The organism is Streptomyces sp. NBC_00009 (genome assembly GCF_045040855.1).
Taxonomy (GTDB): Bacteria; Actinomycetota; Actinomycetes; order Streptomycetales; family Streptomycetaceae; genus Streptomyces; species Streptomyces aureus.
Genome location: NZ_CP108312.1, coordinates 8,939,132 through 8,964,405 on the forward strand (window position 1 = coordinate 8,939,132; position 25,274 = coordinate 8,964,405).

Genomic DNA, 25,274 nt, shown 5'->3' on the forward strand with positions numbered 1-25,274 from the left:
TCCCAGTCCTCAACGCCTATTAGGCGTACTCCTCCCGCGAGATCCGGGACCATCTGCGCAGACGCGGTATCCGCGCAGTGATCCCGGAACGGGCCGACCAGCGGGCCAACCGGATGCGGCGCGGACGGGCCGGTGGCAGATTGTCTGCCTTCGACCGGGAGGCATACAAGCAGCGCAACACTGTCGAGCGGTGCATCAACCGCCTGAAGCAGTGGCGAGGCATCGCCACCCGCTACGAGAAGACCGCGACCATCTACCTGGCCGGACTCCACATCGCAGGCATCTTCCTCTGGTCCACACGCTGATCCAACCCTAGCCTCGTGTCAGGGTCTTGACCTCCGGAGGCAGGCTGCCACCGGGTTGGACGGCAAGGAGCATGACCTCGTGCGAGGTGTACCGCATCGCAATGGCGATACGTGGATTCAAGCCGTCGACGGCATAGGCCGTGGTCGGTTCGGGCCCTGCGGCATCGTCGTCGTGGCCCGGCGTGTCATCGCAGGGCGGGAACTCGGCAGGGCCGAGTGCTTCGCCAACGGTGAAGTCGACGTTGGCCACCTGCGTGTAGGTGCGGCCCCCGTACATGGCAGCGATCGCGCATGACCCTTCGGCCTCTCCGCCACCGCCCTGCGCCGTGCAGGCGGTCGTCAGCGCGGCCACGACCATGATCATGCCCGAGTACCACGGCAGCCGCCGCGACCGCGTCGACATGGCGGCGTTGCGTCGGCTTGAGCTGCTGATTCGCATCGGTGGGCTCCTTCTGGAGCGTGCGCGCTCCGTCTCACCGGGTACCGCATGACGCATGGGGAGTTCGGACCCCGGGCGCGGCTCCCGATCCATTCATGACCATGACGGAGCTCGAGGCGAACTGGTTCGTTCCGCTTTGGGTGACTCGCCCTTCTCGCATGATCCAAACGAGAGACCCTAGAGCGGGGGACAGGTGTGGGCTCCACGGGCTGCGGGTCGGGTGACGATCTGATCGGTGCGCACGCGCAGCGCCCGCTTCGTGAGGTCGCCTGTGCCTTTGGCCCGCTGTGGATCCCACAGCCAGGTCTCGTCGCCGGTGACGTCGAATGCGAGGACCGGGTGGCCGGTGGGCAACGGCCCTGGCTGTACGGCCGTGTGTGCTGCATCGAGCGGACTCACGCAGACCAGACGGGCGCTGATGCCGAAGAATGACGAAGGGTCATGCCCGGCCGCAGACTGTGCGGCGGTGCGATGTGCCGCCGCGGTGGCTGAGGACAGCCCCACGATCAAGGCCACCACCATCGTCAGCAGGGTGAATGTGCTGACCACGACGATGCAGTACGCCTTCGAGCCGCTGATCCAGTAGAAGTGCCGAACCCAGCCGAGCACGCCCAGCCCGCACAGCGCGGCCGCGATGCACAGGCCCGCCGGTTTCACGCCGGCCAGATACATCCACAGGGGATCGACGTTGGCGGCTGTGAGAGGGACACCAAGGCACACAGTCAGGTAGACACCCTGCACAAGCCGTCCCATCCAGGGCAGCACCCACGCCAGGGGGAGAACGGCGATCGGCAGCAGGGCAGCAACGTTGCGGGAGAACCAGCTCTGGCGCAGCGCGTAAGTACAGCCACGCAGCACCAGCAGCCCGCACAGTAGTACCCCTGGCGGCCGCAGAACGCCCACGCTTCCTAGCGCCGGGGAAAGCAGCTGGATCATGAAGCCGCAGGAGCTGGTACTGCCGACGAGTGTCAGCCCGCACAGCCAGACGATCATTCGGGAGTGCCGTTCCCGGTCGGCGATCCATGCGCCCACCCACCACGCCGACAGAGGCAGCAGCGGCGTCAGCACGACTTGCCACCACAGGCCCAATCCTGCCAGCACCCAGCCAAAGATCATGGCGGCGGCGCCAACTGCCATGCCGGCAAGCCCCCAGGCCCGGGCGTACCAGGGAGTGGGCTCCTGCGGACGCAGGGCATGGGCTGAGGCGATTCCGGGACGCAGGTCATGACGGTCCTCGTCAAATTCCACACCCCCCAAGTCCGGCTGCAGGCGAAGAGCCGCTAAAGCCTCCTCGCGCGTGCCCGGACCGTCCAAACGCACCCGCCGGTGCACGTCCGCTGCCCCCACCGACACCCACAGCCGTGTGGCCCAGCCCGGTCCCCAGGCAGCCTTCCGGTGCACGTGCCAGGTACTGGAAGCCGTTCGTGCCTCCTCGGGCTCCAGCAGTGTGGCGTCTCCGATATGTGCCGTCACCCGGCCTGCGAGCGCCGCCATGACGCGGCGTTCAGCCTCGCTCAACGCGCCCCATCGGCTTCCCTGCAGACGCACCTCCACCCGGTAGAGCGCCGTCGCCTCATCCTGCCGGGCATCGTCCACGCGGGAGAACAACAGCCCGCACCGCTCCCACTGCTCACGGGCGGTGTCCTCCTCCCCGCCGCGTACACGGACCAGCACCGCGGCACGAATGGTGAAGGCTTGCGGCGGAGCCTCGCGGGGACCGTCACCATCACTGCCAGACGGGGCCGTTGTGCGGCGGGAGCGGATCGGAGCGATAAGCGCGCTTGCCATGGTGCGAACCTCCTGCACGGATCTGGCGGACCATACGGGGGCACCGCCAGCGCGGCCGTCACGACACCTGGGTCGGGAGTCGCAGACCCGAAACTGCGGTACGCGACGGTGGTCCAGTGGTGCTGCGCCATTCCAGGACTGCAGCGTCGCGCCTATTCTGTCGTCGCCCACTGACAACCGCCCTGCGCCTCCCGACTCTGGGCCATTCTCGTCCAGCGGCCCCCAGTCGCTTCGCAGTTGGCGCTGTTCGTGCCCCCTTGCGCAACGACATACCCGCAAGCCTGCACCCCGCCGACGATCCGCTGCAGATCGGTTGCGAGCGTCATCTCCCTCTACTTGCAAGAGAGTTCGCCCTACTCGGCCTTTTCGCCGTGGTGACAGCCGCCTTGCGACGCATCCCCTGACCCATTGCCGGAGCGGAGCCCGCTGACCTACGGTTGCTCTCCCTCGCTCCCACCGCGAGAAGACCGCCGACGTCCTGCGGCGGCACCTCACCGGCGACCAACTCGCCAGCCTCGCCGTCCTGCTGACCCGCGAGTACTCCGCAGACCAGGGTCCCCGCTAACGGCAGACACGCCCCCACTGCCCGCGCCAGCCTGCAGGAACGAGCGGATCCGCCCGCCCCCACCGGTACCGGGCACGTGGTCCGCAATTCCAGTGAGGCCCCAGGGAACCGGCGGCTAGGGTGGGTTGACTGGCTCAGCACCGGGGGAGGCCGCCATGCCATACGTTCAGCATCTGTCCGCACGGGTCCCCTGGCACGACGCAGGATGGGCGGGAACGGTCTGCGCCGACCCGGCCGCCAACCACGCCTGCATGCTGCTGGACTCGATCGGCAGGAAACGCGACGACCAGTTCGAGGCGGACCACCGCGGCCAGGACTGGAACACCTTGGGCGGCCGGATCCCCCCATGCGCGCTCGAACGCGGCGCCTTCATGAGCGAGCGCGCCCACGTGGCCGTGCGAGAACACCCCTACGCCTGGAGCCTGAAGGAACTGCAGCCGGCCCGCCTCGCCTTGCCAGCCCACTCGGTCCATGGCATCCCGTACTTCTGGCTGCACCGCGACAACCTCGAGCAGACCGTGCTCGATGAACGGCCCGTCCCCGGATACCAGCCCGACGCCGAAGATCGGGTCGCCGAGCATTTCAGTCAGCGCCAGATGACCTGGGTCATGAACGGCGACAACCAGCAGGCAGTCATCGAGGCGTTCTTCCAAGACGTCGTCGCCGACCAGTCACTGATCTTCTTCTACCTCAAGCACAGCCCCTTCGAGGGCCAGCCGAGGCGCCTGCTTGTGGGAGCCGCGCTCGTCACCAGCCGCACTCCGCCACCGACCTGGCCGGGATCAGAGAGCAGCGCTTTCCCCAGCCATATGTGGGAGACCACCCTGCAACACAGCCTGCGTGCCGACGGCAGCGGCGGGATTCTCCTGCCCCTACAGGCCCTGGCCACCCTCGCCGCCCAGGGCACAGATGTGACCGAAGCCCTGGCCGCCGCGCCAGAGAACGGCCGCAACTTCTCCTACGCCACCGAACACATCTCCCCCGATGCCGCCGTGGCCTCCCTGATGGAACTCAACCGAGCAGCCCGGGCAGCCATCGCCCTGGAAGAAGACAGCGTCACCATCCCGGAAGCCTCCCTGACCTGGCTGGACGAACAGCTCTCCCACGCCTGGAAACGCCGCGGACCCGCACCCGGCCTGCCCGCCGTGCTGGAACGACTGGGATTCCTCCACCCCACCTTCTGCGCCCACCAGCTCATCTCCGCAACCAGCAACGGCGACGACCCCTGGCCGCTGCTGGAAAACCTGCTCGAACAGCGCCCCGTACCCGCCGCTGTGAAGGCCCTGGCTACCGACACGCGCCGGACCATCTGGGCCAACACCCCCGCCGAGGAACGCCAAGCGCTGCGGGTCCTGTCCCGCTTCGACCTCACCGCCGACACGGTGACCCGCGTCCTGGACGGCACCACCGCAGTGGAGACCGGTGCCGCCCTGCTGCTGGACAACCCCTACGAACTTGTCACCTGCACCGTCGACGACGGCGACCCCGTCGCGTTCGAGACCATCGACCGCGGCGTCTTCCCCGACCGGCAAACCACCCTGCGCCACCCGCTGCCGCTCACCACTCCCTTCGACGACCCGCACGACCGCCGCCGCGCGGACGCCGCCATCACGACCGTGCTCGCCCGTGCCCAAGACACCGAGGGGCACACCCTGCTGCCCCAGGAACAGGTCATCGAACGCCTCGAGCAAATGACCCTGACCTTCCCGCTCCCCACCCGCCCCTCGATGCTCCAAGCCCTCGGACTCCTGCCAGCAGCACTGCCGCCCGCCACCGAGAACACCCCTGACCCCTTCACCCAGCTGCGCCGAGCCGACCTCCACGACAACAAGCCCGCCTACAAGCTCGCGTCCGCGGCCATGCGCCGCACCTTCATCCGCGACCGGCTCAACCAGATGCGTGAAGGCGGCCCGCACTCAGTGCCCGCCGACGTCGCCAGCTCCCTGGACACCGTGCTGGACTCCCTGCCCGCGGCCTCCCCTTCCGCCCCCCAGGACGAGACACTGGCTGAGCAGCGGGCCCGCGAGGAAAAAGCCGCGGCGCTCGAGATGATCTACCGCTCCCGTGTCATGCTCCTCAACGGGCCCGCCGGCACGGGAAAGACCACCCTGATCCGCGCTCTGGCACAACGCAGCGAAGTCCGCAGAGACGGGCTCCTGCTCCTGGCACCGACCGGGAAGGCGCGTGTGCAGCTCGAGCAGAAAGTGCGGCATCCGGCCTTCACCCTCGCCCAGTACCTGCGCCAACTCCGCCGTTACGACGACCGCAGCGCCCGCTATCTGACCAACCCCGACGCCGACCGCATCACCGTGGGGACGGTGGTGGTCGATGAAGCGTCCATGCTGACCGAGGACATGCTTGCCGCGCTCCTGGACAGTACAGACATCACCCACCGACTGGTCCTGGTGGGCGACCCCCGACAACTGCCGCCCATCGGTGCCGGACGGCCGTTCGTTGACCTCGAACAGAGCCGCCGGCCAGACACCCCGCCCTGGCCCCGTGTCGCGCCGGGCTGGGCCGAACTGACCATCCTGCGCCGCCAACAAGGCCACGCACGCGATGACTTGGCCCTAGCTGTGTTGTTCTGACACGTTGGTGACGCGGCTGGCTGGGGTGTGGCCGCTGATTCCGGTGTGGGGTCGGTGGTAGTTGTACCAGTCGAGCCAGTCGCCAAACGCTGCCTGGCGTTCAGCATCGGTGGTGTAGGGCCGCTGGTAGGCCCATTCTTCGAGCAGGGTGCGGTGGAAGCGCTCGACCTTGCCGTTGGTCTGCGGCCGCCAGGGCCGGGTCCAGCGCGGCTGGATGCCCAGCTGCCGGCAGGTCTCGCGCCAGGTGGTCTTGCTGTAGGCCCAGGCGTTGTCGGTCAGCACGCGTTCGATGGTGATGCCGTGGTCGGCGAACCAGGCGGTGGCCCGCTGGAGGAAGCCGGCGCAGGTCATGGCGGTCTCGTCGGGCAGGTCTTCGGTGTAGGCGAGGCGGGAGTGGTCGTCCAACGCCGTGTGCAGATAGGCCAGTCCGGCGCGGTCGCGGTTCTTGCGGCCTGCGGCCCGGCCCAGCATCTTGTGGCCACCGCCGTTGGGGATGCGGCCGAGTTTTTTGACGTCGATATGGAGCAGTTCGCCGGGCCGGCTGCGTTCGTAGCGGCGGATGGGCCGGCCGGTGGCCCGGTCCAGCGTGGCCAGCGGGGGCAGGCGGTGGTCACGCAGGATGCGGTGAACGGTCGAGGCGGCGACGCCACTGCGGACCGCGATCCGCTGGGGGCCGATCCGGTGTTCCTGGCGTAGCCGCACGACCAGTTCCTCGACGTCGGCGGGGGTCTTGTGCGGGCAGTGGTGCGGGCGGCTGGAGCGGTCGTTCATGCCCGCCCAGCCCCGTTGCCGGTAGCGGTCGGCCCAGCGTTTGGCGGTGGTGTGACTGACCTGGAACCGCTCCGCGGCCCGCCGCAGCGGCCAGCCGTCCTCAACGATGCACCAGGCCAGGCGCAGCCTGCCGGTGGGAGTCAGAGGAGCGTTACGGTGGCACATGAGGGCCTCCTGCACTCGGCGGTAGATGTCGCAATCACCACCGAAACCAGAAGGCCCTCACCCACGCAAGACCACCCTGCCGTCACCAACGTGCCCGAACAGAACACCTAGCGCGCTGGTTCAGCGGAGACGGACGACCCGACGACGCCGAAGAGGTGTGGCAGAAACTGCTGGGCGGACAGGACACGCCGACCCTGCGCGCCGAGCACTGGGGCGGCCGTCCACCCGCCCAAGTCCTGCGCGACATCCTGGCCCGTGAGTTCGACGTTCGCGACGACCTCACCTTTGCCCAGTCCTACGGTGCCGGAGTGTGGCACAGCGCGAACGGCACCCCATATCCCGACTACAGCACGGCCCCGGAACAGTGCGAGCGTTGGCAGGTACTCTCACCCGTTCGCGGTCACCCCCACGGCACCACCCACCTCAACCGGCGCCTGAAGCAGACCTACCGGCGCACAGCCCTGGACCTGGCGCTGAAGTCCCGATTCCGCCGCACACCCAAGCCATTCGGCCCGGAACAGATCGTTGTGGGAGACAAAGTCGTCAACACTCGCAACCAGAGCCTGACCGCCTACAACACGGCCACCCGCACCACAGCATCGCAGTATGTCGCCAACGGAGAAGTCGGAGTAGTCACCGGGCAGCTCAAGTCCAAGGGCAGCAAAGCGGCCCCCCGCTACACCCAGATCGAATTTCCCTCCCAGCCGGGCCTGAGAATCACAGCCGACCGTGCGGGAACCGACACCGATCCGGCACTAGAACTGGCGTGGGCCCTGACGGTCCACAAGAGTCAGGGCAGCGAATTCGGCACGGTCATCCTCATGCTGCCCGCAGGCCTGCAGAGTATCTCCCGTGAGCTGCTCTACACCGCAATGACCCGCCAGACCGACAAGATCATCGTCTGTCATGAAGGCCCACTGGAAACCCTGCGCGAGCGCGCCAACCCCACGGCATCAGAGACAGCCCGCCGACTGACTGACCTCACCCGGGCCCCCAAACCCGTTCCAGTCCAGGATGCACAAGGGCAACGGCGACTCTTCGACGGCCACCTGGTCCACATCACACACTTCGGCCTCACTGTGCGCTCCAAGAATGAGCTCATCATCGCGGACCTCCTCAAACGCCTGGCCGACGGCCGCTTCACCTACGAAAGGCCACTACGCGGAAGCGACGGACGCCGCCGCTTTCCCGACTTCACCGTCACCACCGATGACCCTGGCCGCCCGATCTACTGGGAACACCTGGGCATGCTCGACGACGCGAGCTACGCCGCGAAATGGAACGAGAAGAAGGCCTGGTACGCCGCCCAGGGAATCCTGCCCGGCCCCAAGGGCGGCCCTCACGGCACCCTGCTGACCACCGATGACCGCGGCGGCGTCAAAGAGGGCGACTGGGAAAGGAAGTTCAAGGAACTCTTCGGGACGTCCGTCACTATCCGGCCTGGGAAGATCACCCGCCGCGGTAGAACCTGAACTGCTCCGATCCGACGGGGAGTGCGCGGCCTGCGGGACAGGTGGGCGTCGCTGTGGTCCGCACCAACCCGTGCGGACCACAGCGACGCCCACCGAGGAGGCCGCGCCCAGTCGGACGCCGCTTCGAAAGAGACCACGATGCGGCATGGTGCTACTTGCCCTCGTCGTCAGCCAGCCAGTGCTGCTCCAGGGGGACGCCGCCGGCCCGGTGACGTGGGGCGGCGGTGTCGTCTGGGTCAGGTGGCCGGAGGCTGCTGCACCTCATTGCGTAGACGGTCCGTGATCCGCCGCCACTGGCGGGCTTGTCCCATCGATGGGAACCACGCCTCAGCCGTGGGGGTATCCAGGTCGCCGAGTTCATCGAGAGTCCGGGTGAACTTTTCAGTATCGACCGCCCGCTGCCGAGGAGTTGCGCGGATGAGCCGTGCGAGGTCGTGCAGCCGGTGCGCGGCACGGTAGTAGGCGACCTGAGCGTCGGTGAGGCGGCGTACCGCGTACCCGCCGCACTTGCTGCACGGGTCGAACTCCTTGTTGCCCAGCAGCTCTTCAATGGTGACGATCTCGTCGTGGTGGCCGAACCCCGGGCTGCGGGCGTCGGTGCGCGCAGTCGGGGGAGTGGGCTCGGCCCTGAAAACGGCCGGCCGCGTCCGTGGTGTAGGCCTGTACCGAAGCGAGCACCCCCAGGGGAAGACCCGAGCCGCGGGGCCAGTCGCCGTCCAAGCCGGACCCGAAGGGCTCCAGGTCCAGTTGTTCCATCGCCAGCAGGCCGTCCCAGACGGCCGGTGCGAACGGGCTGCGTGGGTGTCCTTGGTCGTCGTATCCGGCGGCCTCGAGATCACGCAGGTCTGCCACCGAGCGGGCCAGGGCCAGGGACTTCAGCGCCTGGCCGGCGTTGCGGCGTCCCTCGCACAGCCGCACGAGCACCCGCTCGCCCTCTGCCGCGCCCAGGCTGCGGCCGAACGCCTCGTCGTGTGGGTCGTACACACGAGGAGTCCACACGCCTGCGCCCTCAGACGCGCCTTCGGGCATGGCCAGCAGGCCGGTCTCGAACAGTGCATCGGGCAGGTCCCTGGCGCCGGCGAGGATGACACCCTGCCAGCCGGAGCCGCACCGCTGCTCCAGAGCACTCAGCGCCACCACCTCCACGCCGGTGCCGACACCGAGCACCACATACAACTGTTCCGCATCCGCCATCGTGCTGCGCAGCGCCCGCAGATGCTCCACGGTCACCAGGCGGCGACCGTTGACCGGAGTGTCGTCGAACACCCCGGGCCGCAAGGACTCGTCAGCCCCGGCCGTAGGTTCCGCAACGGCCACGGATGCCGGCGTCTGGTGGGCTGGCGCGTCGTAGGCGAGCGCGGACTGCCCTGACAGCAGGCAGGTCGCCACCGGTTGGGGAACCCGCACGGTGACGGCCGGCTGCCCCCAGTCCACGGCGACCGTGTACGAGGCGAGCACTGCTCGCTCCCATTCGCTCAGCCGGTCGATGACCGGCTCACGGCTGCCATGCTGTGCCAGAGCAGTGTCGGGAACGCGCCCGACCAGGACACACTCTTCGCGCTCGTCCGCTGCGGTCGACTGCGCAGCCCGCTCCCAGGTACTCACCAGCTCCTGGGCACGCTCCATCAGCAGGTCGTATCCCTTGCGCCGGCTGCTCATTCCGCTCGCCAGGTGGTGGACGAGGTACTGCTGCTCACGCGGGTGATCCCAGCTGTCCTCTACCTTGCTGCGCCACTGCCGCCACAATGACGTCAACTGCGCTGCCACCTCAGCAGGATTGCCCAGCAGGGCGAAAGCCGGATCGTCGGAGGGGAGGTCCGGTTTCTCCGAGACCGATACCGCTGCCGCCAGCACGAGTGAGTCCGGCGCTACCAGCCGTGCGGCCTGGGCCCGCAGTACTTCCAGGTGGTCGGCTTTGAGCTGCACGCCTGCCCGGGCCCAGGACCTCAGCCAGGGAAAGTGGTCCAGGACCTGGGACACGCGGGTCAGGCTGGTCAGCGCGTCGAGCCATTCAGCGAAGACGGTCTCACGCACGTGCCGGGCTTCCTGCAGCTCCTCCCAGCTCTCATCCTCAGCGTCGTCTTCGGCTTCGCCCTCAACGTTGCCAGGAGTACCCTCCTCGCTGCCAGCCGCGGCCCGGATGAGTATGGAGGCCGCCTGGCCCACTTCTTCGTCGCTGTATGTGTCCTCGTCCGCCTCGTGATAGCGGTCCATTTCATACAGCAGCCCCAGACCAGTCACCGCATCCAGGAAAATGGCCAGTCCCGTCCCGGGACGTGCCCAGGATCCGTATGCCGTGCACTGCGGGCATAACCGGCCGACCGTCGCGGCATCCAACCGCACCTCCCGCTCGGTGAAGCGGGCGGAACGCAAGTAGGAGCACGAGGGCTTGGCATGCAGTTTCGCTTGCTTGCCCTGCGCCGACCACACGGTGACACGGGAGCCCTCGAACGGACCGAGCGGCACATCCGGCGTCAGTAGACCGTACGTCACACAACCTCCCCCATAACGGTGCTTGTTGAGCCTAGCGGTGGCCACTGACACAGACAGGAGACTGCTGGCCGACCGGGCGATGATCTGAAGTCCGTCGTGCATACCGGGAGCGGCGGGTCAGTTTGGGTGAACAGTTTTGAAAAGTCTTGGCAGTGGTGCGGCATGCTCCGCAGCACTGTTCGGTCGCGACATTTCAAGGCGGACAGCGAGGCCCGGCCGCTGTGGTCGGTTGTTGCAGGGCGGCCCCAGTCGAACCAGGGCCCTACGCGTCTCCCCGTCTACTGGGACGCAACGCCCGCGGGGTGGCACCGCCGTGCCTTGCGTCCGGACCCGCAGGGGCACGGGGCGTTCTTTGAGACGCTGCGCCCGGGGCCGTCAGTCTGCTGGACCGGACGGCGCACCATGCTGTTGCCGCGGGTGCGCCAGCGAGTAAGCGGAGTTGGAAGCGCGTCGGTGCGCTCCAGAAGCCAGGGTCCCACCGCGCTGAACGCTTCGTCGCGCGCCTGGGCCGAGAATTCACGGATCTCCTGGGGAGTGCCTCTCAAGAGCAGTGCGGCGCCGTTGGGGTAGGTGTCTGTCCGGAACGCCTTCAGGCCTTGCAAGCGGAAGATGTCCTTGGCGAAGGCGGCCCCTGCGATTAGGGCCGCGCCCGTCACCACATCGCCGTCGTCATGGTCGTCCACACGGTTGAACAGCCGCACGAGTGCGGCTTCCGCATCGCTCAGCGGCAGTTCTCCTTCTTCCGCCAGGGCTTTGGCGAACCGCTCCTGGATGTCCGTCGGGGTGCGATACGAGAAGTCGTCCGCCCGCTCCGACTGTTCGAAGTGCAGCGTGTGGATGCCCGGCTGCAGCCCGGACTCATGCGCGAACACGGCACGGGTGTCGCGGAATCCCGCGAACCGCACCACCTCCACGCGGGTGGCCCCCTTCCTGGCCTCGTCCCCCAGCCGGGAGTTGGGGGAGAACAGGAATGGGCATACCTGCGCCGCGTACAGCGCACACACCTCGTGGACGGGGGCTTCACCGCTGAGCGCAGTGGTCGGCAGCGGTCCGTCCTGCGGGATCATCTGCCAGCGCAGCTCGCCCTCGAACGGCAGGCCGCACACGGCGCACCAGTCAAAGGTCGCCAGCGCCAGCTTGCGCCGCTCGTTGATTGCCCCGAAGTTCACTCCCTCGACGCTGCGTTCCACCGTCGCGATCACCGGATAGCCGCGTCGGTCGCGCTCCAGGTGCTGCATGCGGCGCGGCAGTGCAACCGTCTCCTGCGGTGCATGGACCATGATCGTTCCCCCCTGTTGCCAGCTGACGTGAGGCGCCGGCTTTGCGTTCCTGCTGTGCTTGGAGCTCTTTCCCCTCGGTCTGCAGACCGTCGGCGGCCTGCAATCGTGAGATCGGCGTGGCGCCCCCGCGCCCGCCGATAACACGAATTGAACACAACTTCTTCACCTCTTGTCTACTTTCGCGCATCATGCCCAACCAGTACATCCGGACCGCGGGGCAAGACATGCGCCGCATCGTCGGCACCACAACAACAGCGCTCGTACTGGCGGCTTTTGTCCTGGCTGCTCCAGTACGGACAACGACCCGGCCGAAGCCGAGCACAAGCCGTCAAAGCCCACCAAGTCGGAGCGCTTCCTCGACTCCGCCCACACGGCGCACACTTCACCAGCTGGGGCACCAGTCGAGCGACGGCGAGTTGACCGACTTGCCTCCGCAATGGTGCGAAGAATTCGGAGCCGGACACGGCGTGGCTACCTTCAACGAAGGCGGCCTGTATACCCGTACGGGCAGGACTGGGGAACGCGCAAGCAGGAAGCCAACGAGCTGCTCGTCATGGGAGTGAAGGCGCTCGCTCTTTGACGGGGTGCCAGCTCGGGGTGTGCTAGCGGAAGTCGTCCGCCGGCGCGAGTGTCTCCGGGCCCTTGCGCTGTGCACAGCCCTCGGGGGCTGCCCTGATTTCCCGCTGTTATCGGGAAAACCGCCCGCACCGTGCGGCCCGTTGATTACGGTTTGTGCTCATAGAGCTGCCCAGGAGTTTCGACGCCCCGGCGTACGGCGTCCACCGTCGGTCGGCAGGGTTGCCTCGACACCGTAGGACCGACACAGGGAACGGCCGATGACCAACACCGCCTCCGAGCCCCCCAGCGCTGACAGCACCGTATTCGGCCGTGGTTCCGCACCCGTGACCAGCCGTCAGCCGTCTGCAGGCCTCCTCGCCGGTGGCGACGCCGAAGACGAGGTGGGGAAGATAGCAGGCACCGAGGACTCCACTCCTTTGAAGTTCCACGTCGCCCTTTCCTCTGATGCATATCTGCAGCTCGACGACGTGGTCAGCACCCGCCGGGAGATCCCCGGGCGAGGCACGGTCGTTACCTCCGGCGTGGTGACCGAAGTGGTTGCCCGCCACGAGGGGGCCGCGTTCGGCTCAGATGTGTTCCTCATCGCCGACGGAATCCTGCCGGCGAACGTGCAGGAGATCGCCGAGGTCACGACCACCCGTGTCGACCCCGAGTGCTATGTGCCGCCACGTCCTGGCGAGGTCGCGATCCGGGCCGCAGGCGCTGCCCGGGACGCCGCGCTGTACTTCGACCGGATGGACGCGCGCGTCCCCGCCGGCATCGGCCGGGACGGCGAACCGATCTATCTCAACCTTGAGTTCCTTGATGGCACCCGCGGCGCCCACGTATCGATCTCGGGTATTTCAGGGGTGGCGACCAAGACCAGCTTTGCGCTGTTTTTGATGCACTCGCTGTTCACCTCGGGCGCCCTGGGCGCTCGCGCGGTCAACGCCAAGGCCCTGATCTTCTCGGTCAAGGGAGAGGACCTGCTGTTCGTTGACCAGCCCAATGCCCGCCTTGATGAGAAGCTGCGCGACGACTACGCCCAACTCGGCTTGCCCGCCCGCCCCTTTGCATCGGCCGGCTTCTACGCCCCGCCACTGCCTGGTGACACGACGGGCCGCCCCCACGTCACTGGCAGGACCAGTGGCGTCACCGCCTTTTGGTGGACTCTGGCCGAGTTCTGTGAACGCGAGCTCCTCCCGTACGTGTTCGCCGACGTCGAAGACGAGAAGAACCAGTACACGATCGTCGTGCACCAGGTCACAAGCAAGCTGTGCCGCGAAGCCCAGGCTGCTGGGAACGACGGCGCGGTCGTCATCGACGGAACCACCCTCCGTACCTGGGCGGAGATGATTGACTTCATCTCCAGGAAGGTCACCGACGACGGTACTCGCGCGGAGTGGGCGGGCCCGGCCATCGGCCTGGGCACGGTGAATGCGTTCGTGCGGCGGCTGCGGTCGTCCCAGAGGCCGCTCGGGCCTTTGCTGCGCGGAGACCTGAACACGAGCGCCGACCGGCCGGTTGCGCACTCCATCGACACCTCGCAGCAACAGGTCACCGTGGTGGACCTGCACAACCTGCCGGAGCGGGCCCAACGGTTCGTTGTCGGTGTCGTGCTGGCTGCGGAGACCGACCGCAAGGAGCAAGCCGGCCCGGGCGGGCTGCTGTTCACGATGGTCGATGAGCTCAACAAGTACGCGCCTCGCGAGGGCTCCTCCCCGATCAAGGACGTACTGCTGGACATCGCCGAACGCGGCCGCTCGCTCGGCATCATCCTCATCGGCGCCCAGCAGACCGCCTCAGAGGTGGAACGGCGTATCGTGTCGAACTCCTCGATCAAGATCGTCGGCCGGCTCGACGCTGCCGAGGCCGGGCGCCCCGAGTACGGCTTCCTGCCTGCCTCACAGCGCCAGCGCGCCACTCTCGCCAGGCCCGGCACCATGTTCGTCTCCCAACCGGAGATCCCGGTGCCCTTGGCTGTTGAATTCCCCTTCCCTGCCTGGGCCACCCGGCTCTCCGAGGTCGCCGACCCCACCTTCACCACCGGCACCCCCGCAGCCGGCCAGGCCACCGGCAGCGCGGCGCGACCGGACCCGTTCACCAGGCTGCCCGGGCCCGAGAGCGATCCGTGGCCCGACGACACCGACGACGGCGCCATCGACGAGCCGCCCTACTGACGTCTGCCACCTCACTCCTCGGCGCACCAACGCGACACGCTGCTCTGCTTCGGCTACCCGCAAAGGACTCACCCGTGAAGTTCCTTCACACCTCCGACTGGCACATCGGCAAGGTCCTCAAGAGCCGCAACCGGCTCGAGGAGCAGGCGTGCGTCCTGCGGGAGATCACCCAGATCGCTGTCGACAACGACGTCGACGCCGTCCTCATAGCCGGCGACATCTATGAAAACGCCGCGCCGACAGCGGACGCCCAGAAGCTTGTCGTGCGCACCCTGCTGCACCTGGCCAGGCAGAACATCGAGGTCATCCTCATCGCCGGCAACCACGACCACGGCGCCACGTTCGAGGCCTACAAGCCGCTGATGGACGTCGCCGGCATCCACGTCTATGGCCAGGCCAGACCAGCCGCGAAGGGAGGCGTGCACACCTTTCGCGCCAAGTCCACCAACGAGCGCGTCAACGTCGCCGTCCTGCCGTTTCTCTCCCAGCGCTACGCCGTCCGTGCCGCGGAGATCATCGCCAACACCCCGTCGCAGAACGTCGGTGCCTACGACCAGCTCGTCCGTGATGTCCTGGCCAATCTGACGGGAGCTTTCACCCCGGACGCCGTCAACATCATCATGGCCCATCTGACCTGCACCGGCGGCGCCTTCGGCGGCGGCGAGAGGTCCGCCCAATCGATCATGGAATACCACGTGCCCGCCGCGATCTTCCCCGTCGAGACGCACTACGTGGCCCTGGGACACCTGCACCGCCGGCAGCAGATCCCGGCCGCCTGCCCGGTGCACTACAGCGGCTCTCCCTACGCCATCGACTTCGGCGAGCAGAACAACACCCACGTCGTCTGCCTCGTCGAGGCATCTTCCGGCACCCCGGCAAAGATCACCGACATTCCCGTCACCGCCGGCCGCAGACTGCGCACCGTCGAAGGCACCGTCGCCCAGCTCACCGCCGACCCCGCTGGCTACGGCGAGGACTACCTCAGACTCGTGGTCACCCAGCCCGGCTACGCCGGAATGAGGGATGACCTGTACGAAGCCCTCCCCAACGCCCTCCGGATCCTGATTCACCCCGATCATGCGGACACCGGCGCCACAGCAGGGATCAGCGTCGATCAGCCCGTCAAGACGCCTGCGCAGCTGTTTACCGACTACTGCCACAGCGTCGGCGTCAGCGACGGCCGGGTCACCGCCTTGTTCAACCAGCTCCACGACGACCTGACCCGCTCCACCCCCCGTCCCTGAAGCCCAGGCCTACACCCCGCCCAAAGGAGGGCAGCAGATGCGTCCCGTACGTCTGGAGCTCAACGGCTTCGCCGGCTTCCGCGCCCCCACCGTGGTCGACTTCACCGACACCGACTACTTCGCCCTTATCGGCCCCACCGGGTCAGGCAAGTCCACCGTCCTCGACGCGCTGACCTTCGCCCTGTACGGGTCGGCCTACCGGTGGGGACGCAGCAACGCCATCTCCTACGCACTCGCCCCCACGAGTAACCGCTGCACGGTCTCGCTCACCTTCGACGTCGGGTCGCAGCGCTACCAGGTCGCCCGCGAGGTCCGCCGCATCGGGCAGCAGATCCAGCAGAAGTCCGTCAGCCTGGTGAAGTTCACCGACCCCACCGCCGTCGCGGTCGAGGCAGACGGGCCGCAGCCGGAAGTACTGGCCGGGGAGATCAAGGAACTCAACACCACTATCGAGCAGTTGCTCGGGCTGTCCTTCGACGACTTCTGCCAGTGCGTCGTCCTGCCCCAAGGCGACTTCGCCCGGTTCCTGTCCGCCAACGCCAGTGCCCGGCAGCAGATCCTCCTCAAACTCCTCGGCGCCGCCCAATACGAAGGCATCGGCAAGCGCGCCGGCGCCCAGGCGGACGAAGCGGCCAAGGAGATCGAGGTCCTCAACGACCAGCTAGGCCGGCACACCGATGCCACCCTCGAAGCCGAGACTGCCGCGCAGGCCCGTGTCTCCGCACTCAAGCAACTGGCCGTCACCGTCGACCAACTCGTGCCCGAAATCAACCAAGCACGCACCCGCGCACACGAGGCCGACGCTCGAGCCGACAAGCTGCGCAGCGAGGCCGATCTGCTGACCGCCATCCGCATCCCCGACGGCGTCGAAGAGCTGCAACATCAGGCCACACAGGCACAGATAGCTGCCCGGCAGGCTCGTGACGCCGCCGACGAAGCCGCTCAGACCCTCTCCGACGCCGCCAAAGAGGCTCAGTCCGGCCCCCAGCGCACTGACCTGACCGTCACCCGCGACCGGTACACCGAGAAGGCAGCCCTGGCTGGGCGCCGCGACGGCGTCATCGCCGATGCGGAGCGCGCCCAAGGGGAGTTGACGCAGCGCGAAGAACGGCTGAAAGCATCGAAGGACGCCGTCGCCAAGGCCCGGCGCAGCGCCGAGGAGACCCGTGAGCGCCGTGACCAAGCCCGGCAGATGGACGAAAAACTGCAGCGTCGCCGACAACTGCTGGATGCCGTCCGCACCCCCGACGGCATCACCGACCTGACCAGCCGCGCAGCAGTTCAATCCAACGAGGTCGAAGCCGCCGCTGGGCAGCTGGCCACGGCCCGCGACCGGCTCGAACAGGCCTCTCGTGCGGTTACCGCCGCCGGCGATGGCAGCCGGCTCACGGACGCGTACCAGACACTCGACCAACTCCTCGACGTCATCGGTGTGCTCACGGACGCCACTGGCGAACTGGAAAGCTCTGTCGAGACAACCAATCGGTTCGTGGAAGCGGTGGCCGACGCGCAAGTGCGCCTGAACACGGCCACGTCCACGGTCGATGAGGCCCGCGCCCTCGCCGGTGCCGCACAGCTGCGCCCTCAACTTCAGGTGGGACACGCCTGCCCGGTCTGCGAGCAGAACGTCACCACCCTCCCGCCGCCGCTGTCCGACCCCGCTCTTCACGCAGCCGAGACGGCGCGGGCCGCTGCCGCAGAAGAACACCGTGACCTGCTGGCCCAATATGAGGACGCCAAGACGACGGTCGCCGACAAACAGCGAGCCGTGGACCAACTCACCACACAGCGCTCCCTGCTCGATAAGAGGCTGGGCACGCTGCTGCCCGACCGCCCCGCCGGTGCCGACCGCGACTGCAACGCCGACCGCGCTCAACTCGACGAACTCACCGCATCCCGCGAACAGTTGACCGCTGATGAGCAGCAGGCCCGCGACGCGGTGCAGAATGCCCAAATTGTCCATGATTCCGCCACGTCGGCGGCGGCCGCACTGCAGCGAGAACTCGACCGGGCCCGCAGTACCCTGCACTCGACGCTGGGCACGGTGGCCGCTCTTGATCCGCCGGCCGTCGACACCGACGACCTGACCGCGGCCTGGGCCGACCTGGAGGCCTGGGCCCGCACCCAGACCTCCACCGCAGAACGCGACCTCGCAGCCGCCACAGCCGAAACAGCCGACGCCGAAAAGGCCCACTCGGGCGCGACCATTGCGCTGGATGCAGCCGACCGCGCGCACGCCGACGCCCAGGCTGCCCACACCACAGCCGTCCGGGACGCCGCCACCGCCGACCTAGACAAGACGACCCTGACCGACCGCCTGAGCGAACTCGAGACACTCCTGGACCAGGCGCCGCCGGAAGACGACCTGGCGGCCCTCTTCGAGGAATGCGCCCGCCTCGAGGCAGCCAGGGAGACAGCCACCGCTGACGCCAACCACACACGAAAGACAGCCAAGGTCGCGGCGGCCGAGCAGGAGCAGTGGCACGACCGCACCGCGAAGGCTCGATCCGTGTTGACAGCCAGCCGGGATGCGGTGGCGGCGCTGAATCCACCGAGCCTCGACACCGACGACCTCGCAGCCGCCTGGTCCATCCTGACCGGTTGGGCCAGCCGCGGGGTCAGCGACCGGCAGGCCACCACCGTGCACGCAGATTCCGACGCCCAGACCGCCCACGACGAAGCCAGCCAGCTCCTGGGCCACCTGGAGGCACTCCTGCGCGACAACGACCTGGATCCTCACGACCTCGGCGACGGCCCGGGGCGTGCCGCACAGGCCCCACAGATGGTGGCGGTCGCAGCCGAACGCGCCCGGGGCCAGATAGAAATGATCCAACGCAGCCGTGCCGACGCCGCCTCGATACGAGACAAGATCGACGCCGCTCGCACCCGGCAACAGGTGGCCGCCGAACTGGCCCGGCTGATGCGGTCCAACAAGTTCCCCCAGTGGCTCGCCAACTCAGCCCTCGACACCCTGGTCGCCGGCGCCTCCCAGTCGCTGCGCCAGCTGTCGGACGACCGCTTCGACCTCCACCACCAAAAGGGCGAGTTCTACGTCATCGACCACTTCGACGCCGACTCCTCGCGCTCGGTGCGCACCCTGTCCGGCGGCGAAACATTCCAGGCCAGCCTGGCCCTCGCACTGGCCCTCTCCGACCAACTGGCCGGCCTGGGAGGCGCCACGAAACTGGAGTCCATCTTCCTCGACGAAGGGTTCGGCACACTCGACGCCGATTCGCTCCAGACCGTCGCCGACACCCTGCAAAACCTCTCTCAGGGGGAGCGGATGGTCGGAGTGATCACCCACGTCACCGCACTCGCCGAACAGATCCCCGTCCAGTTCCACGTCCAGCGCGACACCCACACCTCCGTCGTCACCCGGCAGGGCACATGACCAGCGCAGCACAGGCTTCCCGCATGCGGTTCCACGTCGACGGCTGGGACCCCACCTACGGCTCCAGTGTCGAGAACGCCGAAAGCGGCATCGGCGACTCCACAGCCAAGGTCACCCCCCACATCGAACTCGCCCCGGCCGACTGGAAGCCCATCTCGCCCTCCCAGATATCCGCCCCTGGCGCCGTCCTGTTCGTCGACGGCGTGCGCCGCGTCGAGGCCCGCATCTGGATCGAACAGCCCCCATCCGCCGAACCAGCCACACGCCCCAGCAACGAAGCCCGGCACGCCCTGATGGCCCTGTGCGCCTCCTACGCGGCAGGCACCGTCTGCTGCTGCCCCGACCGCGGCGCGCATCTGCTGACCATCGACTACCGGCGCGGCCTGTTCACCACCGCCACCAACGCCATCGACGTGCCCACCACAGCTGGAACCTACAAAGCCCACATCACCCCCGACGACCAGGACCAGAACCTCGCAGTGCTGCTCTCGACGGCACTGCAACGCCAACTCACCGATCTCGAGGTCCTCGTCGCCACCCATGCCCGTACCGCCCTGACTGGCCACGGCGTCCCCGAAGGCTCGGACCTACTGGTCGTGGACGGCCCCCTGCGCGGCCGTACCCACCTGCCGCGCGCACTGGGATTCATCAAGTCCCACCGCACCGCCTACCTGCCACCCGACCTACACGCCATGATCGCCACCCTGGCCCCCAGCGAACGCACCCCGGTGTTCCTGATGGGCACCTCCTGGGACCGCCACGCCTGGTACCTACGGCTACCGTGCACACCCGGCGCCCCGTGGGCCGGGGTAGTACGGCTGGAATGCGCCGCCAGCATCTCTGTCTCCGAGGCGATCGAACTGGCAAACCTCTCCCAGGCCCTCCTGCCGCGGTACGCCAGCATTGAGTACAAAGACACCCGGGCCCCGCAGAACCTGGTGCCGGTCGCCGGACTGGAGAGAGAGCTACGGCGCCGCATGGGCAACCCTGTCCTGCTCAGCCGGGCCCTACGCGTGGCAGCAGCAGGTTGAACCTGCATTCCCAGCAGCTCCACGTCCGCAAGACCCAGCGGCTCCACCCTGCACCCGGTATCCCGCACCGCCCAGTAGCCCTTTCTGCAATGCCACAATGACCGCCTCACCAGCTCACGTCCCGGAGCGGCGTCCCTCCATGGCTACAACACCCCCTCGAACTGCGCCCCCATCAGAAGGACGCCGTCGCGGCCGCCACCCACACACTGGGTCAGCACCCACGCGCGAGCGTGATCGCCGCGTGCGGTACCGGCAAGACCCTCATCGCCGCCCGCACCACCGCCCGCATCGCCCCGCGGGGCCGTGTCTGGCGCTTCTGCCGACATTGGACCTGCTGTCCCAGACGATCCGCTCCTGGCATGAGGCAGGCCGCAAAGGACCGGCAGTAGCGGCGTGTTCGGCCCGGCAGGCTCTCGAACACGAACCCCTCAGCGTCGACCTCCCGATGACCACCGCTCCCGGCGAACTGGCCGCACTCGCCAGCGCAGGCGGCACAGGTCCAGTCACGGTACGCCCGCGTCCTGGGGGAGGGCATCGACGTGCCCGCCATCGACGCCGTCGTTTTCGTCGACCCCAAGAACAGCCCCGTCGACACCGTCCAAGCCGTCGGCCGAGCCCTGCGCCAACAACCCGGCGCCGGTATGAAGGCCACCCTCGTCGTCCCCGTCTACCTCACCCCCGACGAGGACCCCGATGACCTGCTCGGCGCGGATGCCTATACCCTGCTGTGGCCCTGCGCGCCCACGACAACCGCATCGAGGCACGCCTGGCCGACCCGCGTACCCACCGCCCCACCATGCCCTCCGAGGACCCTGAAGCCTGGCTGCGCTTCGAACGCCCCACCCAGGCCGACGAAGTCGCCCTCGCCCCGTCCCTACGCGTCCTGGCCCCCAAGAGCGCCGAATGGCGCCGTGGCCTGACTGCGGCCCGCCGCTATCATCGCGCTCACCGTCACCTCGACGTCCTCCAGACCTATGAGGACGCCACTGGCTACCCCCTGGGCCGCTGGTTGGCCACCCAGCGCACCCGCCCGATCACCTCACCGACCAGCGTGCCGCTGCCCTCACCGTTGCCGCTGCCCAGTCGAGTCCGAGGTTGGCGAGTGCGGCGAGTTTGTCGGTGGTGAGTTTGGCTTGCCTGCTCTTGCAGGACACGCCAGCTTCAGCAACCCCACAATCCTGCGGCTGCTGCGGTTAGGCCCAGTCCATGCCCAGCGCCGCGAGGGCGGAGAGCTGATCGGCGGTGAGTTTGTCGCGCCTCGCGCGGGTGTTGGAGATCCATACGCCCAGTTTCACTGACACCGGGTCCGTCTCGCCGTCGACGGCGATCTCTTCGCTGTGGCCGCGCGGTACGGGCCGGTGGGCGCCTTCGCGTTCCACCCACTGCGCGAGGGCCGCCAGGCCGCGCTGGAACGCCTGCTGCGCCTTGCTCGGGCTCTTCGCCGTACGCTTGGCCGCCGCGGGCGGCGGCACCTCAAGCGGCTGTACGCCCAGCCTGGTCAGCCGCTCCTGCTGCTCGGTGGACAGCACCTTCCAGGTGCTCGGCTGTTTCTGCCACTGGAGCCATCGTCCGATGTCGTCGCCGTCCATCAGCACGCCGGAGGCGATGTCGGGAAGGCTGCCGTCAGCGTCGACCAGGTCCGCGAGGACGCGGTAGTGGCGTTGCCAGTCGAGTGGCCAGGGGCAGTTCCAGTCCGGGTCGATCGCGGCCAGTTGCTGCGCGCGGTCCGCTGCCCGCTCCGGGTCTTTCCCCAGGCCGCCCTTGCGGCGCAGATTGGCCGTGTGCTGGCCTACCGGCACGATCGCCTCGCCTTCGCCCCAGATCGCGTTCTGCCGGGGTGCGAGGTGCCCGGTGGCCTGCCGGTAGGACCGTAGGGCGGCGAGCTTGTTCTCCCAGGCCTCTTCGCCCGGTTCCCAGACCATCCCGGCTTCCGGTGCGTCCAGCAGGGTCTTGCGCCGCTCCTCCAGCTCCCCGGCCCGCAGTGACTTGCGCTGCTGGTGTACCCACCGCCCGAGGGGGAAGTCCTTGGTGACGCCGACCTCGACCTCCACGTCGTAGGGCACGGCGTGCAGGCCGGTGATGTGGTGCTTCTTCCGCCAGCGGATGAGGGCTTGGTAGCCCTCCAGCCATACCAGCGACTCGGGCCGGTAGACCCGGGTGCGCAGGAACGCCGCGATGGTCGCCGCGTCGCGCGGGCTGGAGAAGTGCAGCAGTGCGGACTCGGCAGCGGCGTCGGTGTCGTCCTGCTCCTGGTCCGTCCCCTCGCCGTCGGCCCCGACGATCCGCCCGTCCTCATCACGCTGGACGTGGACCTTGCGCTTACCGCTGGTGAGGGCGCGGGAGGCGAGCTGCTCGACCAAGCGCTCGTCATGGCTGCGCAGGCCTTGGAGGACCGCCACAAGGGGCCGGAAGTTGGCGGAGGCGACCATGTCGGTGGGGTCCTCGCCGGGTTCCAGGAACACCGGCACGATGATCCGCGCGACCTTCGTGCTGCCGTCCTTGTTGAGCCGGAGCGCCCGGCCGATGTTCTGCACGATTTCCACCTGGGAGCCGCGGGTGTCGGCGAAGCAGACGGCTTCCACTCCCCGCTCGCCGGTGATGTCCACGCCCTCCCCGAGCACGCGCACCGAGGCGAGGAAGGCGCGGTGGACCCGTCGCCCGGCTGCGTCGATGCCGCCTGCGAACTGGCGCAGGACCTCGCGCCGTTCGGCTACGAGGTGGTCGCCGCACAGCCATGCCGACCACACGCGGTCCGGGGGTACGTGGCGGCCGGCCTCGAGTTCGTAGAACTCGGCGTCGATCGACGACGCGGGGAGCTTGTCCGCGGCGGCCAGGTCGTCGCCTGTGGCATCGTTGACGTACAGCTCGGCAGCGGTCTGAGGCAGCTTCTCCGCGAACGCGGCGGCCTCCTCCACCTTCTGATGGAACGTCATGACCGTACGCAGGTTGTACGCGGCGGCGTGCTCCAACAGCGCGGTCTGCAACAGGGCCAGGCGCCGGCCGCGCCGCGCCTCCTCCGACTCACCGAGAACCGGTGAGGGGTCGCGGATCTCCAGCACGTCGATCTCGAAACCCGCGAGAATCCCGCGCTCGATCGCCTCCGAGAGCCCGAGCTCCGCGAGCCACGCGCCGTAGGTGCCCTCCGGGTCGTCGGCCATGGTCGCGATCTCCGCCTCCTGGCTCTCCGCGCCCTTCTGCGGCCGGGCCGCGGCGAGGATGCGCGGGGTCGCGGTCAGGTAGAGCCGGAAGTCGGCAGGGATTCGCTGGTTGTCGTGGATCGCTGCCCACGGCCGCCCGAGATCACCGGCGGTTCCGTGGGCCTCGTCCACGATCGCGAGGTCGAAGCCCGCCATCTGCTGCCCGTACAGCCGCTCCCCGCCCGCCAGAGCAGCCTCCAGGGGCCCACGCACCCGCCGCTGGCCCTCAGGTGCGTCGATGTCCTCACGGTCCACCAGGGAGGCGTACGTGGCGAACACGATCACCGGCCCGGACCTGGCCCACAGGGCGAGCTGGATCGGATTGGTGGTGGTGCGCACCCCCAGCGAGCCCAGCACCGGGTCGTTCTCCAGGGAGCACACCGCGACCATGGGGGCCCGGTGGCCCACCAGGCGCCACGCCTGGGCGGTCTGCACGAGCAGGTCCAGGGTCGGCACGGTGACGAGGATCCGGCCACCGGAGAAGGACTCCAACGCGCACGCGGCAGCCGTGATCGTCTTGCCGGATCCGGTCGCGGACACGATCGTGCCCCGCGCACCCAGCGGAGGCACAGACGATCTTGCAGGGAATCTGACCCACTTGCGGAAGCTCGATTTTTGATTGGCCTGGTGTTCTCGGAGCTGGATCAAAAGAGTTCTCCCGGTTCGGGAAGGACCTGTTCGGCGGAAGCGATCCGGTGCTCCCTGCGCTCGTAAAGGCCGTCCTTGCCGCCATGGACTGCCCACGCTCTCAGGGCTGCTTCGGCAGCCGATGAGGCCATCAGGTGGACAACCGGTGCCGGCATGTTCAGGCGGGAGGCTCCACCGGAGGGCCGCGCGTAGATCCGGAAGACCCGATGCCGAGCGATCTCCGGAGCGGCGACACCCGACCGCTCCGCCTCTGTCACCTCCTCCATCAGCCTCTGCAAGCGCTGCTCTTCATAGCGGACGGCACGCACGTCACGAGAGGCCACGTACACGGGCATCCCCTCCAACTCCATGAGACCGGCGATCCGTTCCCACTGCAGACGCCGCAGCTCCGCAATGAACAGCTCACTCAGATGGTGAGGTTCGGCCGGAGCCATGACGGCGTCCCCGGCACGCTCCTGGGCCAGACGCACCTGCGTGGCCACCCGGCCCCGATCGAGCCCCGATGCCTTCGAGAGCACACCCAGCCGGGCGAGTTCATGCGGAAGGTATTCGTAGATCAACCCGCACCCACCTTGCGCATCGCATGTCCCTCAATTTCTCCAATCCTACATGCTGCATCAAAAGAGATGCAGCATACGAGAATCGCCCACAGAGACCTCTCTCTTGACGACCGACCCCCTTCCCCATGCCAGACCCGGCAAGGCGCCGAGACCGAACGCATCATGTCCCCGTACATCCGCGTGCCAACTGCATCGGACCACCCTTCTACGCCACGCGGTCCGACAAGGCAGACACCAGGAAGCTGGCAACAAGTCACCCATAACCATGCTTGCCTGATCACCCGTCAGTTCACTCAAAGAGACCTCCGCCCGTACCCCTACAGCTAGCAGGCCCGCGCCAGCGGGCCCAACGGTCCTGAAGGCGCAGCCGGAAGGGACCGTCAGGCGGGGGAGCGCAGCGGACCCGCCCAGGCTGTAGCGCAGCGGAAGCCTGACAGCGGGACAAAGTCCCGCAGGGCCGGGAGCGCAGCGAACGGCCCGTCAACCTGACTGCGCAGCAGTCAGGTTGAGCGGGTGGCGAAGCCACCCGCCAACACCCGCAAAGCGGGGGTGCAACCACCGTGCGCAGCACGGTGGTTCGCTTGCTTCGCGCGCAGCGC

Annotated in this window: 16 protein-coding genes and 1 pseudogene; 10 read left to right on the forward strand and 7 right to left on the reverse strand. The window is 68.1% G+C overall.

The genetic code is table 11. The annotated features are described in order from the left end of the window. Positions 1-23 precede the first annotated feature (23 nt). A pseudogene (locus tag OHA58_RS40760) lies at positions 24-305 on the forward strand (transposase); the annotation flags it as partial. Positions 306-312: 7 nt separating this feature from the next. Here OHA58_RS40760 and OHA58_RS40765 read toward each other — a convergent pair. Both OHA58_RS40765 and OHA58_RS40770 read right to left on the reverse strand, forming a co-directional pair. Continuing rightward, on the reverse strand, positions 313-744 hold the full coding sequence (locus OHA58_RS40765) for a DUF6281 family protein (protein WP_405474922.1): 432 nt from the start codon (positions 742-744) through the stop codon (positions 313-315). A gap of 177 nt (positions 745-921) precedes the next feature. After that, on the reverse strand, positions 922-2,532 hold the full coding sequence (locus OHA58_RS40770; protein WP_405474920.1) for a hypothetical protein: 1,611 nt from the start codon (positions 2,530-2,532) through the stop codon (positions 922-924). A 720-nt stretch (positions 2,533-3,252) separates the two neighbouring features. Between OHA58_RS40770 and OHA58_RS40775 the strand changes: the two genes are divergently transcribed. Further along, positions 3,253-5,685: an AAA family ATPase gene (locus OHA58_RS40775; RefSeq protein WP_405474917.1), complete on the forward strand. Its 2,433-nt coding sequence runs from the start codon at positions 3,253-3,255 to the stop codon at positions 5,683-5,685. Here the strand turns inward: OHA58_RS40775 and OHA58_RS40780 are convergent. Beyond that, positions 5,668-6,621 carry an IS481 family transposase gene (locus OHA58_RS40780; protein WP_405474915.1) on the reverse strand — a complete coding sequence of 318 codons (954 nt, stop codon included), beginning with the start codon at positions 6,619-6,621 and terminating at the stop codon, positions 5,668-5,670. The genes OHA58_RS40775 and OHA58_RS40780 overlap by 18 nt on opposite strands. A 155-nt stretch (positions 6,622-6,776) precedes the next feature. On the opposite strand from OHA58_RS40780, the gene OHA58_RS40785 reads away from it, so the two are divergent. Continuing rightward, complete coding sequence (locus OHA58_RS40785) at positions 6,777-8,093, forward strand: ATP-binding domain-containing protein (protein WP_405474912.1); 1,317 nt, start codon at positions 6,777-6,779, stop codon at positions 8,091-8,093. Positions 8,094-8,639: 546 nt separating this feature from the next. Here the strand turns inward: OHA58_RS40785 and OHA58_RS40790 are convergent. After that, positions 8,640-10,586: a hypothetical protein gene (locus OHA58_RS40790; RefSeq protein WP_405474909.1), complete on the reverse strand. Its 1,947-nt coding sequence runs from the start codon at positions 10,584-10,586 to the stop codon at positions 8,640-8,642. A 278-nt stretch (positions 10,587-10,864) separates the two neighbouring features. Continuing rightward, positions 10,865-11,866, reverse strand: coding sequence for a YecA family protein (locus OHA58_RS40795; protein WP_405474907.1), 1,002 nt, complete (start codon positions 11,864-11,866; stop codon positions 10,865-10,867). Between the two features lie 836 nt (positions 11,867-12,702). On the opposite strand from OHA58_RS40795, the gene OHA58_RS40800 reads away from it, so the two are divergent. The 7 genes from OHA58_RS40800 to OHA58_RS40830 all read left to right on the forward strand — a co-directional run bounded on the left by OHA58_RS40800 (position 12,703) and on the right by OHA58_RS40830 (position 21,396). Beyond that, positions 12,703-14,604, forward strand: a complete 1,902-nt coding sequence (locus tag OHA58_RS40800; protein ID WP_405474904.1) for an ATP-binding protein — start codon at positions 12,703-12,705, stop codon at positions 14,602-14,604. 74 nt (positions 14,605-14,678) lie between these two features. After that, on the forward strand, positions 14,679-15,848 hold the full coding sequence (locus OHA58_RS40805) for an exonuclease SbcCD subunit D (protein ID WP_405474901.1): 1,170 nt from the start codon (positions 14,679-14,681) through the stop codon (positions 15,846-15,848). Positions 15,849-15,885: 37 nt separating this feature from the next. Continuing rightward, complete coding sequence (locus OHA58_RS40810) at positions 15,886-19,239, forward strand: AAA family ATPase (protein WP_405474900.1); 3,354 nt, start codon at positions 15,886-15,888, stop codon at positions 19,237-19,239. 23 nt (positions 19,240-19,262) lie between these two features. After that, positions 19,263-20,270 (forward strand): hypothetical protein, encoded by a 1,008-nt coding sequence (locus OHA58_RS40815; RefSeq protein WP_405474898.1) that lies wholly within the window; start codon positions 19,263-19,265, stop codon positions 20,268-20,270. 206 nt (positions 20,271-20,476) lie between these two features. Next, complete coding sequence (locus tag OHA58_RS40820; protein WP_405485407.1) at positions 20,477-20,659, forward strand: hypothetical protein; 183 nt, start codon at positions 20,477-20,479, stop codon at positions 20,657-20,659. 150 nt (positions 20,660-20,809) lie between these two features. Then, the gene (locus OHA58_RS40825) at positions 20,810-21,190 is read left to right on the forward strand and encodes a hypothetical protein (RefSeq protein WP_405474895.1); all 381 of its coding nucleotides are present in this window, start codon (positions 20,810-20,812) and stop codon (positions 21,188-21,190) included. Continuing rightward, positions 21,187-21,396 (forward strand): helicase associated domain-containing protein, encoded by a 210-nt coding sequence (locus tag OHA58_RS40830; protein WP_405485409.1) that lies wholly within the window; start codon positions 21,187-21,189, stop codon positions 21,394-21,396. The genes OHA58_RS40825 and OHA58_RS40830 overlap by 4 nt, the downstream gene beginning before the upstream one ends. Positions 21,397-21,463: 67 nt before the next feature. Here the strand turns inward: OHA58_RS40830 and OHA58_RS40835 are convergent, their stop codons facing one another. Together OHA58_RS40835 and OHA58_RS40840 are read right to left on the reverse strand one after the other, a co-directional pair. Next, positions 21,464-24,115 (reverse strand): Helicase associated domain protein, encoded by a 2,652-nt coding sequence (locus tag OHA58_RS40835; protein WP_405474893.1) that lies wholly within the window; start codon positions 24,113-24,115, stop codon positions 21,464-21,466. Beyond that, positions 24,112-24,675 carry a hypothetical protein gene (locus OHA58_RS40840; RefSeq protein ID WP_405474891.1) on the reverse strand — a complete coding sequence of 188 codons (564 nt, stop codon included), beginning with the start codon at positions 24,673-24,675 and terminating at the stop codon, positions 24,112-24,114. Before OHA58_RS40840 ends, OHA58_RS40835 begins: the two co-directional genes overlap by 4 nt. Positions 24,676-25,274 lie beyond the last annotated feature (599 nt).